Annotated in this window: 18 protein-coding genes; 11 read left to right on the top strand and 7 right to left on the bottom strand. The window is 68.1% G+C overall.

All coding sequences use genetic code 11. The features are described from left to right. The first annotated feature begins 26 nt into the window (after positions 1-26). The 3 genes from F5544_RS27470 to F5544_RS27460 all read left to right on the top strand — a co-directional run bounded on the left by F5544_RS27470 (position 27) and on the right by F5544_RS27460 (position 2,592). Complete coding sequence (locus F5544_RS27470) at positions 27-458, top strand: NfeD family protein (protein ID WP_167475860.1); 432 nt, start codon at positions 27-29, stop codon at positions 456-458. Beyond that, complete coding sequence (locus F5544_RS27465) at positions 458-1,708, top strand: SPFH domain-containing protein (protein ID WP_167475859.1); 1,251 nt, start codon at positions 458-460, stop codon at positions 1,706-1,708. The genes F5544_RS27470 and F5544_RS27465 overlap by 1 nt, the downstream gene beginning before the upstream one ends. Positions 1,709-1,914: 206 nt before the next feature. Continuing rightward, positions 1,915-2,592, top strand: coding sequence for an O-methyltransferase (locus tag F5544_RS27460; RefSeq protein WP_167475858.1), 678 nt, complete (start codon positions 1,915-1,917; stop codon positions 2,590-2,592). A 3-nt stretch (positions 2,593-2,595) separates the two neighbouring features. Here F5544_RS27460 and F5544_RS27455 read toward each other — a convergent pair whose 3' ends face one another. The 3 genes from F5544_RS27455 to F5544_RS27445 are packed head-to-tail and all read right to left on the bottom strand — an operon-like array spanning position 2,596 to position 4,925. Beyond that, the gene (locus F5544_RS27455; RefSeq protein WP_167475857.1) at positions 2,596-3,168 is read right to left on the bottom strand and encodes a 3'-5' exonuclease; all 573 of its coding nucleotides are present in this window, start codon (positions 3,166-3,168) and stop codon (positions 2,596-2,598) included. Positions 3,169-3,218: 50 nt separating this feature from the next. Continuing rightward, positions 3,219-4,205, bottom strand: coding sequence for a zinc-binding dehydrogenase (locus F5544_RS27450; protein WP_167475856.1), 987 nt, complete (start codon positions 4,203-4,205; stop codon positions 3,219-3,221). Between the two features lie 33 nt (positions 4,206-4,238). Continuing rightward, positions 4,239-4,925: a TetR/AcrR family transcriptional regulator gene (locus F5544_RS27445; RefSeq protein ID WP_167475855.1), complete on the bottom strand. Its 687-nt coding sequence runs from the start codon at positions 4,923-4,925 to the stop codon at positions 4,239-4,241. Positions 4,926-5,024: 99 nt separating this feature from the next. On the opposite strand from F5544_RS27445, the gene F5544_RS27440 reads away from it, so the two are divergent. The 7 genes from F5544_RS27440 (at position 5,025) to F5544_RS27410 (ending at position 10,983) form a co-directional block, all read left to right on the top strand. Further along, positions 5,025-6,500, top strand: a complete 1,476-nt coding sequence (locus F5544_RS27440; protein WP_167475854.1) for an MFS transporter — start codon at positions 5,025-5,027, stop codon at positions 6,498-6,500. A 305-nt stretch (positions 6,501-6,805) separates the two neighbouring features. Beyond that, positions 6,806-7,222, top strand: coding sequence for a DUF4440 domain-containing protein (locus tag F5544_RS27435; protein ID WP_167475853.1), 417 nt, complete (start codon positions 6,806-6,808; stop codon positions 7,220-7,222). Between the two features lie 85 nt (positions 7,223-7,307). Beyond that, positions 7,308-8,207, top strand: a complete 900-nt coding sequence (locus F5544_RS27430) for an SDR family NAD(P)-dependent oxidoreductase (RefSeq protein WP_238846696.1) — start codon at positions 7,308-7,310, stop codon at positions 8,205-8,207. Between the two features lie 47 nt (positions 8,208-8,254). Further along, complete coding sequence (locus F5544_RS27425) at positions 8,255-8,689, top strand: YybH family protein (protein ID WP_167475852.1); 435 nt, start codon at positions 8,255-8,257, stop codon at positions 8,687-8,689. A gap of 271 nt (positions 8,690-8,960) precedes the next feature. Then, positions 8,961-9,596 (top strand): urease accessory protein UreF, encoded by a 636-nt coding sequence (locus F5544_RS27420; protein ID WP_167475851.1) that lies wholly within the window; start codon positions 8,961-8,963, stop codon positions 9,594-9,596. Between the two features lie 33 nt (positions 9,597-9,629). Next, positions 9,630-10,343, top strand: coding sequence for an urease accessory protein UreG (gene ureG, locus F5544_RS27415; protein WP_167475850.1), 714 nt, complete (start codon positions 9,630-9,632; stop codon positions 10,341-10,343). Then, a complete protein-coding gene (locus tag F5544_RS27410) occupies positions 10,333-10,983 on the top strand; it encodes an urease accessory protein UreD (RefSeq protein ID WP_167475849.1) in 651 nt (216 codons plus the stop codon). Before ureG ends, F5544_RS27410 begins: the two co-directional genes overlap by 11 nt. Before the next feature lie 210 nt (positions 10,984-11,193). Here the strand turns inward: F5544_RS27410 and F5544_RS27405 are convergent, their stop codons facing one another. From F5544_RS27405 to F5544_RS27395, 3 genes are all read right to left on the bottom strand, one after another. Next, positions 11,194-11,973 carry a hypothetical protein gene (locus F5544_RS27405; protein ID WP_238846695.1) on the bottom strand — a complete coding sequence of 260 codons (780 nt, stop codon included), beginning with the start codon at positions 11,971-11,973 and terminating at the stop codon, positions 11,194-11,196. Positions 11,974-12,229: 256 nt separating this feature from the next. Then, entirely contained in the window at positions 12,230-13,291 is a 1,062-nt protein-coding gene (locus F5544_RS27400; protein ID WP_167475848.1) for a hypothetical protein, read from the bottom strand. Positions 13,292-13,367: 76 nt separating this feature from the next. Then, entirely contained in the window at positions 13,368-14,831 is a 1,464-nt protein-coding gene (locus tag F5544_RS27395) for an NAD(P)/FAD-dependent oxidoreductase (protein WP_167475847.1), read from the bottom strand. 171 nt (positions 14,832-15,002) lie between these two features. On the opposite strand from F5544_RS27395, the gene F5544_RS27390 reads away from it, so the two are divergent. Further along, positions 15,003-16,475: a cytochrome P450 gene (locus tag F5544_RS27390; protein ID WP_167475846.1), complete on the top strand. Its 1,473-nt coding sequence runs from the start codon at positions 15,003-15,005 to the stop codon at positions 16,473-16,475. Positions 16,476-16,504: 29 nt separating this feature from the next. Here the strand turns inward: F5544_RS27390 and F5544_RS27385 are convergent, their stop codons facing one another. Beyond that, positions 16,505-17,296, bottom strand: a complete 792-nt coding sequence (locus tag F5544_RS27385) for a tat pathway signal sequence (RefSeq protein WP_238846694.1) — start codon at positions 17,294-17,296, stop codon at positions 16,505-16,507. Positions 17,297-17,428: the final 132 nt, after the last annotated feature.

The raw sequence follows: 17,428 nt of genomic DNA, 5'->3' as shown, positions 1-17,428 counted from the left end.
GGAGCCATCGCACTAGAGTGGTTTTCGTGGCCGCAATCTTTTTCCTGGTCGCGGGAGCTCTGCTCGCGGCGGCGGAGATGCTCACCGGTGATTTCACCTTGCTCATGCTCGGTGGCGGCGCGCTCATAACCGCCGGTATCGGATTCGGCGCCGGCACCCCGGTGGTGGCCGATGCGGTGATCTTCGCGGTGGCCTCGCTGCTGCTGTTGTTCGTGGTGCGGCCGGTTCTGTTGCGGCGCTTCGCAACTCCGCCGCCGGTCGCCACCAATGTCGCGGCGCTGACCGGCAAGTCGGGGCTGGTGCTCGAACGGGTCGCCGAGCACAGCGGCCGGATCAAGCTGGGCGGTGAGGTGTGGACCGCCCGGCCGCTCGATCCGACGGAGGAGTATCCGGAGGGTGAAACGGTGTACGTCATGAAGATCGACGGCGCGACCGCCGTCGTCTGGAAGGGGCCGTAATGGCTGTATTGATCGTTGCCGCCGTCCTTGTCCTATTGGTCGTGGTGGTGGTGTTCAAATCGATCGCCCTGGTTCCGCAGGCGGAGGCGGCGGTCATCGAGCGGCTCGGCCGATATTCGCGGACCGTGTCCGGCCAGTTGACATTCCTGGTGCCCTTCGCGGACAGGGTGCGGGCCAAGGTGGACCTGCGCGAACGGGTGGTGTCGTTCCCGCCGCAGCCGGTGATCACCGAGGACAACCTGACCCTGCACATCGACACCGTGGTGTACTTCCAGGTCACCAGCCCGCAGGCGGCGGTGTACGAGATCAGCAACTACATCGCCGCGGTCGAGCAGCTCACGGTGACGACGCTGCGCAACGTGGTCGGCGGCATGACCCTGGAGCAGACGCTGACCTCCCGCGATCAGATCAACGGCCAGCTGCGCGGCGTACTCGACGAGGCCACCGGCCGCTGGGGCCTGCGGGTGGCGCGCGTCGAGCTGAAGAGTATCGATCCGCCGCCGTCGATCCAGGAGTCGATGGAAAAGCAGATGAAGGCCGACCGCGAGAAGCGGGCCATGATCCTCACCGCGGAAGGTACCCGCGAATCGCAGATCAAGACGGCCGAGGGCGCCAAGCAGGCGCAGATCCTGTCCGCCGAGGGTTCCAAGCAGGCGGCCATCCTGTCCGCGGAAGGTGAACGGCAGAGCCGGATCCTGCGCGCACAGGGTGAGCGCGCCGCCGCCTACCTGCAGGCGCAGGGCCAGGCAAAGGCCATCGAAAAGGTCTTCGCGGCAATCAAATCCGGTAAGCCGACACCGGAACTGCTTGCCTACCAGTACATGCAGACCCTGCCGCTGGTCGCCAAGGGCGACGCGAACAAGGTGTGGCTGGTGCCGAGCGATTTCGGCAAGGCGCTGGAGGGTTTCGCGAAGAGTTTCGGCACGCAGGGCGAGGACGGCGTCTTCCGGTACGAGCCGCCGACTGCCGACGGCGCGGAAACCAAAGCCGCGGAGGACGATTCGGAGGTGGCGGATTGGTTCGACACCTCGTCGGATCCGAATATCGAGCGGGCGGTGCGTGCGGCCGAGGCCAGTGCGCGGGTGCCGGTGGAGGGATTGGTGCCGCAGGTGCCGCAGGTCCCGAATGCCACGCCGCCGCAGCCGCCCGCCCAGCAGCCGGAGGCCTATCAGCCGCCCCCGCCCCCGGCCTATCGTCCGGAGGATCCGCACGGACGTCCGTGGCAGCCGCCGAGCGGCTACCAGCAGTAGTTGGTTCAACCGCCCCCGATCCGCAAGGGCCGGGGGCGGTTTCATGCCTGTGACCCGGGACAATTCCCGATTCCGCAAGGGCCGCGGGTGGTCTCGGCCTGTGACCGAATTCGGGACAGCTGCCGATTCCGCAAGAGCCGCGGATGGTCTTGGCCTGTGACCGAATTCAAAACGATCCGCCGCGGGTGGGATGGCAGACTGCCGATATGAGCGGAACCGAATGGGCTGAAGTAGATGACTACGTGGTGAGCGCGCTGGTGACCGATCCGGAAACGGAAGCGGCGCTGCAGGCGAATGCGGAGGCCGGGCTGCCGCCGATCGATGTAAGCGAGGCGCAGGGCAAATTCCTCGAGCTGATCGCCCGCACCGCGGGCGCGCGACGGGTGCTGGAGATCGGCACGCTCGGCGGCTACAGCACGATCTGGCTGGCCAGGGCGGTCGGGGAGAAGGGCAAGGTGATCACCCTCGAATACCAGCAGAAGCATGCCGAGGTGGCCAGGGAGAACCTGGACCGGGCCGGTGTCGGCGAGCGGGTGGAGATCCGGGTGGGCGCCGCGTTGGACACGCTGCCCGTGCTGGCGCAGGAGCAGCCGGAACCCTTCGATCTGGTGTTCATCGACGCGGACAAGGTCAACAACAGCAATTATGTGCGGTGGGCGCTGCGGCTGACCCGGCCCGGTTCGGTGATCATCGTCGACAATGTGGTGCGCAATGGCGGTGTGGCCGACGCCGATTCGGACGATGCGGCGATCAAGGCGAGCCGCGAGGTGATCGAGCTGTTCGGCACCGATATCGGCGCGTCGGCGACCGTACTGCAGACGGTGGGTCGCAAAGGCTGGGACGGCTTCATCTACGCGGTGGTCGACGGCGAACCGACGGTCTGACCGTCACGTCGCGAAAGTCGTTGTGCGCCAGGCATTGCGGACCTTCGGATCGAGGACGAGCGCGGCGATGTTCCAGGCGTCGTCCGCGCCGCAGTGGTGGCGGCCCTCCAGCGGCAGCCCCGCGATATGCAGTGCCCCCGCCATGCCCTGGCGCCTGCGCAGGCCGTACGCCTCGGCGAAGATCTGCTTCGCGTTGGTGTGCCTGCGGCCGAACGGGTAAGCGACACCGGTGTTCTCGCACTGGCGCAGGAACTGTTTGCGGTCGTAGTCACCCCAACTGGCCCACGGGCGGGCGTGCGCGTCGTATTCGTCGGCCAGCATGCGGCAGGCCTCGGCGAACGAGATGCCGGTATCGACCTCGGCCTGGGTGAGTCCGGTGAGTTCGGTGCAGAATTCGCTCACCGTGGACCGTTCCGGCCGAACCAGGATGCGGTGCTTGGCGATTCGTGTCCCGGCCGCAGAATCGACCACGGTGAGCCCGATTTCGATGATCTCGTGGATCGCGCCCGATGGAATGGGGCCGTCCCAGCAGGTCGCCTCGACATCGACGACGTTGAGCAGCGTATTCATCCCCATACCGGATGACGGTAGGGGAGCCGGGCGGGTCGGCTCAACGGATTAACGGCTCACGGCACCAGCACCACCTTGCCGACCGTCGCGCGGGTTTCCAGCGCGCGGTGCGCCTCGGCGGCCTCGGCGAGCGAGAACCGTTGCACCGCAGGGCGCAACCGCCCGGCGGCGGCCTCGGCCATGGCGCGGTCCTCCAGCACCCGGATGTCACCGCCCACCGGCCGCAGCATCGCGGGGCCGAGCACGATTTCGGAGGTGATGCCGCGGGCGGCCAGTTCGGTCTCGGAGAATTTCAGCGGTTCCTCGTCGCTGCCGGACCAGCCGTACACCAGGCGCTGCCCACCTTTGCCTAGCAGATCGATTGCGGCCCTGGCGAATTCGCCGCCGACGGAATCGAACAGCACGGTTGCCCTGCGGTCGTCCAGTGCGGCGCGCACGGTGTCGGCCCAGTCGTCGCGGGTGTAGTCGGCGGCGATGTCCGCGCCATTGCGTTGCACCAGTTCGACTTTCGCGGGTCCACCGGCCAGCCCGACGACGTAGGCGCCCGCGTTCTTCGCGTATTGCACCAGCAGGGTGCCGATACCGCCCGCCGCCGCGCTGACGATCGCGACGCTGTCGGGTCCGAGCTCGGCGAACTGCAGGATGCCGAGGGTGGTGCGCCCGGTGCCGATCATCGCGACGGCATCGGCCGCAGCCATGCCGTCCGGAACCTCGTGCAGCCGTGCGGCTTCCGTCACGGCGAGCTCGGCATAACCGCCGGGGGCCGCCCCGAGGTGCGCGACCACCCGCTTGCCGAGCCAGGCCGGATCGATATCCGGACCGACCCGGTCGACGCTGCCCGCGACCTCCCTTCCGGGAATCGTCGGCAGGTCGGGCAGCGGGAACGGCCCCGGCTGCCCGGCCCGGAGTGTGGTGTCGACGAGATGGACTCCGGCCGCCGCGACGGCGATCCGAACCTGGCCCGGCCCGGGCTGCGGGTCGGGCACGAGGTCGTACCGCAGGTTCTCGGCCGGGCCGAATGCGTGTAGCTGGATGGCATGCATGACACCATCCTTGAACCTCGACTTAAGTAGAGGTCAACTGTCGTTCGCCCGGGTCAGCTGACCGGCGCGGGCCTCGAATCCGTCGCACAGCGCGGTCAATCCGAGAAAGAGCAGGTCTTCCTGGGTCAGATCGCTGACGCCCGCGCCGTCGAGATCGGCCAGCGCCGCCGGAACGGGATACTGTGATCTTCCTTCCAATAGTGATCGCAAACCGTTCGTGCCCTCCGGATTCATCTCCTTGCGTGCCATGAGCGCCGCGCTGATATGCGGCAGCGTCGCGCCGGAGATGTAGTTCCAGACGGTGAACGACATGGTGGTGGCCTCGCGGGTGGACACGTTCAGCTCGCGGAAGCCCTCGACCAGCCAGGCCAGGCAGGCTAGGCTCTGCGGGCCGAAGCTGTAGCGCGGGGTGGCGAAGGTGAGCAGCACCCACGGATGTTGTTGGTAGAGCGCCCAATCGATCTCCGCGGCGATGCGGACCCGGTCGCGCCAGGTCCAATCCTTACCGTCGGGTGACGGATACGGATTTTGTCTGGCCACCTCGTCGGTCATCAGGGCGAGCAGTTCGTCCTTGTTCGCGACGTGCCGGTAGAGCGACATCGCGCCGACATTCATCCGGTCGGCGATCCGGCGCATCGACAGCGCGTCGAGGCCCTCGGTATCGGCGAGGGTGATGGCGGTATCGACGATGGCCGCCCGGGTGAGCTTCGACTCAGTCATCCTATGACTCGCTTTCGTTCCGGAGCCTTCGTGCGTACACTGTACCCGGATCTGTGTGTACGGCGTACGCGGCTCGACGGAATCAATGAGAGGGATTGCATGACTGACCTGGATACGGCGCGTTCCGCGGCGCCCACCGCGCCGAGCTCGCGCCGGGCCTGGTTCGGACTCGCGGTGCTGCTGCTACCCGTGCTGCTGGTTTCGATGGATATCTCGGTGCTCTTCCTCGCACTGCCGACGCTCACCGCCGATCTCGACCCCACCGCCGCCGAACAGCTGTGGATCCTCGACATCTACGGCTTCCTCATCGCCGGACTGCTCATCACCATGGGCAACCTGGGCGACCGGATCGGCCGCCGCAACATCCTGCTCGCCGGCGCCACCGTATTCGGCATCGCCTCCGTCGTCGCGGCGCTCGCGCCCAATCCGGAGGTGCTGATCGGGGCCAGGGCGCTGATGGGGATCGGCGGCGCGACCCTGCTGCCGTCCAGCCTGGCGCTGATCTCCAGCCTGTTCCCGGACGCGCGGGAACGGGCCGCCGCGATCGGCGTGTGGACCGCGTTCTTCGCTGGCGGATCGGCGATCGGGCCGGTGATCGGCGGCCTGCTGCTGCACCAATTCTGGTGGGGCTCGGTATTTCTCATCAATATTCCGGTGCTGCTGATCCTGCTCGCGCTCGGGCCGTTCGTGCTGCCCGAACATCGGTCCGGGGTGCGCGGACCGCTCGACCTGCCGAGCGTCGCGCTGTCCATCGGCGGCATCCTGCCGGTGGTGTACGCGATCAAACACACCGCCGCCGAGGGATTCGACCCGTTGGCGATCGTCATCGGGGTGATCGGCGTCGTGGTGCTCGCGGCGTTCGTGCGCCGCCAAACCCATATCGACGAACCGCTGCTCGACCTGCGGCTGTTCCGGCGGGCCCAGTTCTCCGTCGCCATCGGCTCCAGCCTGACCGGCATGATGTCGCTGGCCGCGACGAGCTACCTCACCAGCATCTACCTGCAATCGGTGACCGGGCGCGACGCATTGCACGCGGCGCTGTTCGGCATTCCGGGAGCCGTCGTCGTATTCCTGTGCTCGATGTTCGGCGCGCGGGTCGGGCAGCGGTTCGGGGTGCGGGCCACCTTCGTCTTCGCGCTGAGCGCATCGGCCGTCGGCAACCTGCTGCTGCTCGGCGTCGGCGTGGACGGCGGGCTGGCGTGGTACCTGATCGGATCGGTCGTCGGCGGCGTCGGATACGGGCTCGCGTTCACCATGGTGTCGGATGTCGCGGTGTCCGCGGTGCCGCCGGAGCGGGCCGGATCGGCCGTCGGTATCTCCGAAACCAGCTTCGAACTGGGCAATGCGCTGGGCCTGGCGCTGCTGGGATCGCTTGCGGCGCTTGTCTTCCGGTCCGGCGGCTCGTACGGCGCGACGCTCGGCGAGACCATCGACGCCGCGGGCGGCAATACCGGGCTCATCCACGCGGCCCGCGAATCCTTCGTCAGCGGAATGCATGTCGCGATCGTGGTGGGTGCGGTGGTGCTCGCCGCCATGGCGGTGGTCACCTGGTTCGCCGCGCGCGCGGAACGGTGAGCGCGCCGGCGTTGATCGAATGACAATCCGGCACAAAGCCGTTTCGGTCATGCTGGCACCGGATCGATCGACGTCTGGAGAACGGCCCGCCGCCGCGCGTCTTCGCGCGCTCGGGCCGGATGCCACGGCGCCGGTGTCGGACTGCGGGGGCATCGTCGGCGGATAGCGCGTAATCGGTCTGGGTAGCGGCGCCGGATATCCGGCGCCGAATCGCCTGTGGGGCAGGACTACTGGGTGCGTGAAGCGTCCTGCCTCACGGCGCGCCTCCCGCATTCGGGAGAGGTTTCGCGATATAATTAGATGTCATGTTTTCGCATGACGATTCCGCGGTTCGGGCCTTCATCCTGCGGTATGACGCCAACATGAAGGCGGGCGATTTCGCCGCGCTGCCAAGCTATTTCGATGACCAACTGCTGGTGGTGACGCCGAATACCGCGCGCTGCGTCGGCCGCGCCGAATTCCTCGCCGCCGCGGAGAAACGGGCCGGAGCTATGGCCTGGGCCGTGCCGCGCACCGAATTCGCCGAACAAACGGTCACGGACTTCGGCGGACAGTACTGGATGGTGGCGGCGCGGTGGACGCTCTCGCTGAGCCGATCCGGCGAAACATTGGACCTGCGCAGCGATCTGCTGGTTCGGCGGGCCGACGATGGGCTGCGCATTTGCGCCTATCTGACCAGGCAGGATATCGGTGAGTACGAGCGTGCGACCGCCGCGCCATGAGTGCGGCTGCATCGGGTCGTGTTCCGGGGTGATCTTTCCCGCCGAGGCGCAGGTGCGACCGGTGCTCGGGGCATAGAGTCTAAGCGTGAACGACACACCGACGTCGAACGGTCGGCCGCTCGCCGAGCGGGTTGCGACCCGGCTGCTCTACCCCACCTCCCGGCCTCGGGAAAAGGCGTTGCGCGCAGCGGTTTCCGGTCGCATCGTGCTGGTCACCGGCGCGTCGCACGGTATCGGCAAGGCGAGTGCGCGCAAATTCGCCGCGGCGGGCGCGACGGTGCTGCTGGTGGCGCGCACCGCCGCCGACCTCGAATCGGTCGCCGCCGAGATCCGGGCCGACGGCGGCACGGCGGCGGTGTACCCGACCGATATGACGGATATGGCGGCCGTCGAGGGGCTCGCCAGGCAACTGCTCGACGAGCACGGCCACATCGATGTGGTGATCAACAACGCGGGCAAGTCGATTCGCCGATCGATCGACGAATCCTACGACCGCTTCCACGATTTCACCCGCACCATCGACGTCAACTATCTCGGGCCGGTCCGCCTGATGCTCACGCTGCTGCCCGCCATGCGCGAACGCCGACGCGGACATATCGTCAACATCTCCACCTGGGGCGTGCTGATGCCGCCCATGCCGAAGTGGGCGGCCTACAGCGCCTCCAAAGCGGCGTTCGACGTGTGGCTGCGCAGCGTCGCCGCCGAAATCGCCGCCGACGGCCTCACCACCAGTTCCATCTATATGCCGCTGGTGCACACCAGGATGAGCGCGCCGACCGACTTCAGCCGGATGCCGGGCCTGACCGTAGACGAGGCATCGGATCTGGTGTGTCACGCGGTGGTCGCGCGGCCGCGCGAAATCGCACCGTGGTGGTCCGGCGCGGTCCAGGCCTGGTCCGGCCTCACCCGCGGCCAGGCCCAGCGCCTCATGGAGCGCGCGACACGGCTGACGCCATGGTCCGGATCCGGTTCGGCGAGTTCATGATCCGCCGACCTTGATATTAAGTAATGTTGAGGTTTCATGATCGAGGTATGAACACGGAAGATGAACTGAGCATCCGATCGGCGCTCACCGGGCAGACCGAGCTGTGGATCCGGCACGAGATGGACGCGTGGGGCGAATACTTCACCGACGATGCGGATTTCATCACCCACCGCGGGATCTGGTGGCGGACCCGAGAGGAAAATGTCCAGGGACACAAGGACGTTCCCGAGTCGGTGCTACGCCAGAAGTCGAACTATTCCCAACGGATCGTGAGCATCGATGCGATCACGCCGGATGTCGCGCTGGTCCATACCACCTGGACCTGGCCGGAGCACCGCCTGCCCGGCGCGGCTCGCGCGGAGGACCGAGGCGGCTTGATCACGCTGATCATGGTGAAACGGGATGGCGTCTGGCTGGTCAGGGCCGCACACAACACCCGGGTGAACGGGCTCCACGATTTCGACGCCGAGGCAGCCGAGTAGGGGCTCAGCGGGGCAGTCGCAGTGAGCCGACGAGCTTGTCGACCTGTCTGCGCGGGCCGCGTAGACCGACACCGATGTCGGCAAGGCCGGTGGCCGGGGGCCGCGATCCACCCGACGATGCCGCAGCCACGCGCCGGGCGCGGATCCGTCGACAGCGGGGTCTCGAGTACACGCAACATATCCGCAACAATTGGCGGCATAGGATCGGATGGTGCGTGAAAGCGGTGTTTACCCGTCGCCGGTCGGCTTCGCCGCATCATCGTCCTCGGGTGTGACGAGTCTGGCAACCCTGCTGGCGTTGGCGGATTCGCGGCTGCCGATCGGTGGGCACGTGCATTCCGGCGGGGTGGAGGAGGCGGTGGCCTCGGGGCTGGTCCGGGATATCGCGACCGTCGAACTGTATCTGCGGCGGCGCATCGAGACCTCCGGTTTGGTGGCGGCGTCGCTGGCGGCCGCGGTGTGCGCGGGTGAACTCGATCCCGCGCGCGCCGAGGCCGAGGCCGATGCGCGCACGCCGTCCCCCGGTGCCCGCACTGCCTCACGCGCACAGGGCCGGGGACTGCTTCGCTTGGCGAAACAGCTTTGGCCCCAACGGGATTGGTCCGAGCTGGGGGTGAGGCCGCACTTGTCGACGGTATTCGGCGCGGTCGGTGCGGCCTGCGGGGTGACACCGGCCGAACTCGCGGGCATCGTGGTGTACACCACGCTCACCGGCGCCGCCACCGCGGCGCAGCGGCTGCTCGCGCTCGACCCGGCCGCCATCGCCGCGTGCACCTTCCGGCTCACCGGCCTGTGCGACCGCACCGCCGCCGCGGCCGTCACCGGCCTGGCCGCCCTATCCGACCCACTGCAGGACGTGCTGGCCCAACGTCACCTGGACCGCGCCATACCGCTGTTCGCCAGCTGAGCCGCACGTCGACCGAGAGAAGGAGATTCACCAATGCCCCCGCATCTGATCGACGGCGAACCGCACGATCACTCGCACGATCGCCCCAAGCGCGTGCGCACGCCGGGGGAGCCGCTGCGCATCGGTATCGGCGGCCCGGTCGGCTCGGGCAAGACCGCCCTGGTGGCCGCGCTGTGCAGGCAGTTGCGCGACGAGCTGTCCCTCGCCGTGCTGACGAACGACATCTACACCACCGAGGACGCCGACTTCCTGCGCCGCCACGCCGTGCTGCCGGACGAGCGGATCGCCGCCGTGCAGACCGGCGGCTGCCCGCACACCGCGATCCGCGACGACATCACGGCGAACCTGGACGCCATCGACGACCTGATCGCGGCCAACCCGCCGCTCGATCTGATCCTGGTGGAATCCGGCGGCGACAACCTCACCGCCACCTTCTCCTCCGGCCTGATCGACGTGCAGATCTTCGTCGTCGACGTGGCGGGCGGCGACAAGGTGCCGCGCAAGGGCGGCCCCGGCGTCACCTTCTCGGATCTGTTGGTGGTCAACAAGACCGATCTCGCCCCGCTCGTCGGCGCCGATCTCGGCGTGATGGAGCGCGACGCCGCGAAGGTCCGCGACGGCCGACCCACCGCGCTGATCTCGCTCACCGCGGACCCGGCCGCCACCCCGGTGCTCGCCTGGGTGCGCGAACAGCTGCGGATCGTCGCCGAAGCGGATAGTGGCGCGGAATCCGCTGTTGCGCACTGAGTTACGGATCGTCGCCCGGAAGGGCGCGCTGCCGCAGATCCACGCGTGCGGCGGGCTGTCGGCCCGCCGCACCGGCGCGGATACGGTGCACCTGATCGGCACCGCCGCCACACCGCTCGGCGGTGACGAACTCGATATCGCGATAATCGTCGGCGCGGGCGCACGTCTCACCGTGCGCTCTGTCGCCGCCACCATCGCGCTGCCCAGCGCCGCGACCCCGGATTCCCTGGCGCACTGGCATTTCGAACTCGACACCGGCGCGGAATTGGATTTCGATCCGGAACCGACGATCATCGCGGGCGGCGCGCGGCATCGCGCCATAACCACGGTGCGGTTGGCGCTGGATTCGCGACTGCGACTGCGGGAGCGGGTGCAGATCGGTCGAGTGGGGGAGGATTCCGGCGGCTGGCGCGGTGAGCTGACCGCCGATGTGGGGGAACTGCCGCTCCTGCGTCATCGCCTCGAATTGGGTTACGGCACAACGGTTGACGATGCGTTGACGGCACCGCGAGCGCTGGCGAGCGAACTGGTCTATCCGGACGACCGGGCGAGCTGGACGGATGGATTGCGGGCGAGCCGGTTGCCGCTCGCGGGTGGCGGGAGCTTGTCCACCTGGGTGGGAGCGGCGCTCGGGGAGTGATCGGTGCGCCGGGTGGTGGATGCGCCACTACGACGACTGGATTGCCCCAGGTGGGCACGTGGTGCGTTGGCATGTGGCGTTTAGGTGTCGCACCCTGTCTTCGAACCGCACATTGGTTGTACGGGGTGTGCACTCTTCAGACGGGGTGCGGCACCACCTACAACGAAGAGGCGGGACCCCGATGGGACCCCGCCTCCCCGTCGAAAACCGTCAAACGTTGGGCACTACTCGCGGCGGCGCGTTGAACGCGTTGACCGCGCCGACGGCCGCACCGGCCGCCGCGCCGATCGCCGCCGCGGGGACGGTGATCACCGCCGCGCCCATGGCCGCGCCGAGCACCGGACCCGCGACGATACCCACCGGGACGAACGGCACCCCGACGACGAGCCCGAGCGCCGCGCCGACGGCGGCCGAGGTCAGCGCGAACGGCGCCGCGGAGGCGGCTCCGGCCAGCGCGCCGACGGCGGCGGTGCCGACGGTTTGGCCGGCGATCCGGTCCGAGCGGCTGCGTTCCATGCCGATCGAATCCAGGAAGGTCGCCAGGTTGGCCTCGGTGACGGCGGCGTTGTCGTTGATCTGGATCGCCTGTTCCTGGTTGATCCAGTCCGGCGCGTCGACCTGGATGTCGCCGAAGCGGAATTTGCCGGGTGGCGGCGCGATCGGCGGTACCGGTGCGACCGGACCTGGTGCGTGCAGCACCCCTACCGGCGCGAGATAGCTCTTGTCCGGCACGGACCGGGACCACTGGAGCGAGCTCTTCGTATTGTCCGGGATGGTGAGGCCCTCGTACTTCTGCACGTTGGGCGCATCCGCTGCGGGCCACTGTGGCTTCTGCTGATCCGGCTGGGTGACCGTCGGCGCGGTGGCCGGCGCCGCATTGGCGGTTCCGGTGCCGACGAGCGCCAGCATCAGGGGCATCGCACCCGCGGCGACCATCGAACCGACCTTCTGCCGCTGCGGATTGGGAGCTCTGTGTTTGCCTGTGCCCATAGATCACCTTTCGTCCGAGGAGTGGCCTTCGCTGACCCACATTCGGACCTGGCGGACCGGCGGATTGGTCTAATTCCGGGTCTCGCAACACCTTTCACATTGCCATCGATTAGCTGTCGATCGGCACTGATCTTGCTGACCCACTGCGTCGCAGGCCAACGCCCACGATGTGCGCAAAGTACGGAATTCGCTGCCGAAAACCGAAGGGCCGGACCGATTTCGCGACACGAAACGGTCCGGCCCCGACACGCCGAACCTAGCTCTGCGCGGGGCCGCCCACCGGCGGCGCCAGGTAGCCGTTGACCCCGCCGACCACCGCGCCGACCGCGGTCCCGACCGCCATGGCCGGAACCGTGACCAGCGTTGCGGCCGCGGTGGCGCCGGCCACCGGACCGAACACCCAGCCCGCGGGTGCGAACGGGGTACCTGCCATGGCGCCGATGAATCCGCCCATCATCGCCGCGGCGACGGTCAGCGGGCTGACCACCCCGGCGCCGACCGCGGCACCGACGGCGCCGGTGCCGAGCGCCTGGGCGGCGATCCGGTCCGACCGGCTCGGCGCGAATCCGGCCGAGTCGAGGGTCCTGGCCAGCTCCGCCTCGGTCCGGGCGGCGGCCCCGTTGGCCTGCGCGGCCTGTTCCGGGGGCAGCCATGCCGGGATGTCGACCTGGGTGTCACCGGCCCGCAGCTTTCCTGCGGGCGGTGCGATCGGCGCCACCGGCGCGGCCGTGGCCGGATCCGGCATATGCAGCCGGGTCGGGTCGACCGGTGCCAGCTCACTGCCGTCCGGTATGGCGCGCATGCCGGACGACGAGTTGCGGCCGACGAAGACGGGCGCACCGGAATCCGCTTGCGCCGGAACCGAATCGACCGCGGGCGCCGAACCGTCCTGCGCCGGAACGGAATCTACGCCAGGTATCGAGCGGTCTTGTGCCGGAACGGAATCGACGGCGGGTGTCGAGTCGCCCTGCGCCGGACCCGAATCAGCCGCGGGTGCCGAACCCTCGGTAGCATCGGCGACCGCGGCGGAGTCGTACATGCGTGGATCCACCGGAACTCCGGGCAGTGGCTGGGGAATCATCGACTGAACCGCGAGCAGCACCCCCGGCACTGTCATCAGCAACGGGGCGAACGGATCCGCCTCGTTCTGGGGCGCGGGCGCGGAGTACGGGGACGGCGATTCGGCGGCGGGCTCCGCCGCCGCGGTCCCGGCACCGGCCAGCGCGGCGGCAGCCGGTAGCGCGGCGACCGCGACCAGGGCCACCATCCGGCGCCGATATTGCCCGAAGAAGGGTGCACCCTCCCGAGAACTTTCCATCAACGACCTTTCTGTCCGAAAGACGACAATCTGTCCTTCGGCATTCGCACAGAGCGGTCGCCCGGATGGCTCGGAATTAACCCGCGCGCATGTCCGACGTGCGTGCCCCGGGTGCGCGGCCGTTATCCGCTGGTGGCGCGCCGAGCGCGCCGGTGAGTTCGTCGGCCTCCTGGCCGCTGGCGTTGACCAGTTCCAGCGCGAGCCGGGCGAGCACCCACTGCTCGGTGGCGGCCATCTGCCCGCGGGTGCGGCCGAGGAAGGTGACGAACCATTGGATCACCGTGACGATTCGGCTGCGGTAGCCGACCAGGTAGTAGAGGTGCAGCGCGAGCCAGGCCAGCCAGGCGATGAACCCGCCGAATTCCAGCTTGCCGATCTGGCAGACGGCGCTGAACCGCGACACCGTCGCCATACTGCCCTTGTTGAAGTACTTGAACGGCTTACGCTCCTGCGGCGCTTGACCTTTCAGTCCGGCCTTGATGGCCTTGGCCGCATAGGTAGCGCCCTGGATCGCGCCCTGCGCCTGCCCCGGCACACCCGGAACCGACATGAGGTCGCCGACCACGAAGACATTCGGATGACCCTTGATGGTGAGGTCGGGTTCCACCACGACCCGCCCGGCCCGGTCCACCTCGGTGCCGTCGGACCGCTCGGCCAGCATCTTGCCGAGCGGGCTGGCCTGCACGCCCGCCGACCACACCTTGGTGGACGCCTCGATGCGGCGGATGGTGCCGTCGGCGTCCTTCACCGTGACGCCCTGCGCGTCCACATCGGTGACCAGCGCGTTGAGCTGGATTTCCACGCCCATCTTCTCCAGCCGCCGCTGCGCCTTGCCGCCCAGCTTCGGGCCCATCGGGCCGAGCACCGCGCCCGCGCCCTCGACCAGGATGACCCTGGCGTCGCGCGGATCGATGTTGTGGAAGGTGCCCTCCAGCGTGCGGTCCGCGAGTTCGGCGATCTGCCCGGCCAATTCGACGCCGGTGGGGCCCGCGCCGACGACGACGAAGGTGAGCAGCCGGTCGCGCGCCTCCTGGGTGGTCACCAGTTCGGCGGCCTCGAACGCGCCGAGGATGCGGGCGCGCAATTCCAGCGCGTCGTCGATGGTCTTCATGCCGGGGGCGAAGGTGGCGAATCGGTCGTTGCCGAAGTAGGACTGCTGCGCGCCGGTGGCGACGATCAGGCTGTCGTAGGGGGTGACGGTCTCGAGGTTGAGCAGCTCCGAGGTGACCGTCTTGTTGACCAGGTCGATATCGGTGACCTCGCCGAGCAGCACCTGGGCGTTCTTCTGTTTGCGCAGCACCAGCCGGGTGGCGGGCGCGATCTCGCCGGTGGAGAGGATGCCGGTGGCGACCTGGTACAGCAGCGGCTGGAAGAGGTGGGTGGAGGTCTTGGAGATGAGGGTGACCTCGACGTCGCCGTGTTTGAGGTGTTTGGCCCCGAACAGCCCGCCGAAGCCGGAGCCGATGATCACGACGCGGTGCTTACCGGTGCGTCCGGCCACCGCGGGCTGCGGGCGGCCGTCGGCTGACTCGTTGCTCATCGTCCTGCTCCTCGATGACCGGGGATTGGGACCCCTCGAACGTTCCTGACATGCCCAACCGTAGTCGGCCCCATTACCGATGGTCGCGCGAGCCCTTTTACTACGTCCAAGTGACCGAACAAATGTGAAATTGAGCATACGATAGGTTTCGGCCGTTCAGGGAGGTTTGCCGTGGTTGCCGGGGACCGTGTCGTCAACCGAAACCCCAGCGTGCGCACCGATTCCGAGAACATCTCGCTGATCGAGATCCCGAGCGAGCACCTGATCGATCTGGCGCTGCGGCTGGTGCCGAATCGGCCCGCGGCGCTCGCCGCACCGCCGGCGGGCAGCGAGAGCACCCGGGTGCGCGGCGACGGCGGGCTGCCGTATCTCGGCCGGACGCTGCACTATCTGCGTTGGGGCCCCGCCGAACTCATGGACCGATACCGCCGCTTCGGTCCGGTCACCGTGAACACCATGTTCGGCGCGCACGGGGCGATGGTCGCGGGGCCGGAGGCGATCGATGAGGTGCTCGGGCATCGCCGCCGCGATTTCGGCCAGGGCTGGGACTTTTTCATCGGTCCGTTCTTCCGGCGCGGTCTGATGCTGCTGGAATTCGAGGAACACAAATTCCATCGGCGGATCATGCAGCAGGCGTTCACCAGGGAACGGCTGGAGGCGCATCTGGCCGCGCTGACTCCGGTGGTGCGCGCGGGTGTCGCGAAATGGGTGCCGGATCGCGCGAATACGGTGCGGCTGTATCCGACCATCAAGGAGTTGACGCTGGAGATCGCCGCCGAGATCTTCATGGCGGTGGAGGTGGGAGACAGACGGCGCGAACTACTCGACGCCTTCCTGGCCTGCACACACGCCGGGCTGGCATTCGTCCGGCATTCGGTGCCGGGCGGGCACTGGCGCGCCGGGCTGCACGGGCGAAAGGTGTTGGAGGAGTACTTCACCGGCATGCTGCCGGAGAAACGGCGCACCGAAACACCCGACTTCTTCTCCGGGCTGTGCCACGCGCGCAGCGAGGACGGCGGCTGGTTCGGCGACGCGGATGTGGTGAACCACATGATCTTCCTGATCATGGCCGCGCACGACACCACGACCACAACGGCCACCGCCGTCGCCTACTACCTCGGCAAACATCCGCAATGGCAGCGCAGGGTGCGCGCCGAGGTGCGCGCGCTGGACGTCGAATCGCCCACCATCGCCGATCTGGACCGGCTGACCCAGCTCGACCTGGTGATCAAGGAGAGCCTGCGGCTCATGCCGCCGGTGCCCGGCCTGATCCGAAGGGCGGTGCGCGACACCGAGATTCAGGGACACTTCATTCCGGCGGGTACCCAGATCGATCTGGCGTACCAGGTGAACCATCTGCTGCCCGAGCTGTGGACGCGGCCGGAGGTATTCGATCCGGAGCGGTTCACCGAAGCGCGGCGCGAGGACAAATCGCACCGGCTGGCCTGGATACCGTTCGGCGCGGGCGCGCACAAATGCATCGGCATGCATTTCGGCATGTTCGAGGTGAAGACCGTGCTGGCCGCGATGCTGCGCGACTACGAATGGGAGATCCCCGAAAGCTACCGCATGCCTTGGGGATTCAGCTCGATACCGTTCCCGCGCGACGGCGCGCCGCTACACCTGCGCAGAGTCACGGCGTAGCAGCGTTTTCCGAGGAGACCGCGCCGAATCTAGCGGCCCTCGAACAGCATCCGCGCGACCTTGGTGTCGATATCGGAGCCCTCGGTGTAACCGCCCTTGTCGCCCATCGATGTCATGATGGCCAGCGTGTAGCGCTCACCGGGACCCGCGAAGCCGACCGAGTTGACCACCCAGCCGCCCTGCTCGTCGGACCAGCCGTTCTTCAGTCCGGGCCGCATCGCCTCGCCCGCGCCCCAAACGCCCCAGTGCTGGTTGCTGTCCACCGAGCGCATCCGGTCCAGCAGGTAGTTGCGGTCGTCGGGATGCATGTGATCGAGGACGTTGTTCATCAGGCGGTCCAGGTCGGCGGCGGTGCACTTCTGGAACGACCAGTCGGGGAACAGCGCGGTGTTGGTCGGCTGCGGGACGAGGCCGCTCATACCGTTGGCGCGGAACGCGTTGTTGAACGCCATCCGGTCCAGGCCGGCGTATTTGTTCCAAAGCCGGTCCGCCGCATTGTCGTTCGAGGTGGCCAGCATCGACTCCAGCGCGGTGCGGTCCTCCGGGGAGAGGGTGATCGCGCCGACCCGCTGCCGGTTCAGCAGGTCCTCGGCGATGGCCAGCTTGATGGTGGACGCGGTCCAGATCTGGTTCTCCGCATTGGAATTGGCGTATACGCCGCCGCTCACCCGGTCGCGCACCACATAGCCGGTGACGGAATCCTTGCCGTCCAGGAAGGAATTCACCTTCGCGATGCGGGCGCTCATATCGCAGTCGAAACCGGCGATACAGCCCGCGCTGAGCGCGGGCGCCGCGGCGGCGACGGGTAGCAGCGCGGGCACGCTCGGGCAAGGAATGCGGCGGCGGCGAGGACACAGGCGGATGCGGCCACGCGAGGGGTGGCGACCAACGGGTAACGCACGAGGGACCACGATGGCACATCCGCATCGCGGACGCACGTCTTGAGCTCGGCC

This window comes from Nocardia arthritidis (assembly GCF_011801145.1).
Lineage (GTDB): Bacteria > Actinomycetota > Actinomycetes > Mycobacteriales > Mycobacteriaceae > Nocardia > Nocardia arthritidis_A.
This window is presented reverse-complemented; position numbering and strand designations above follow the sequence as displayed.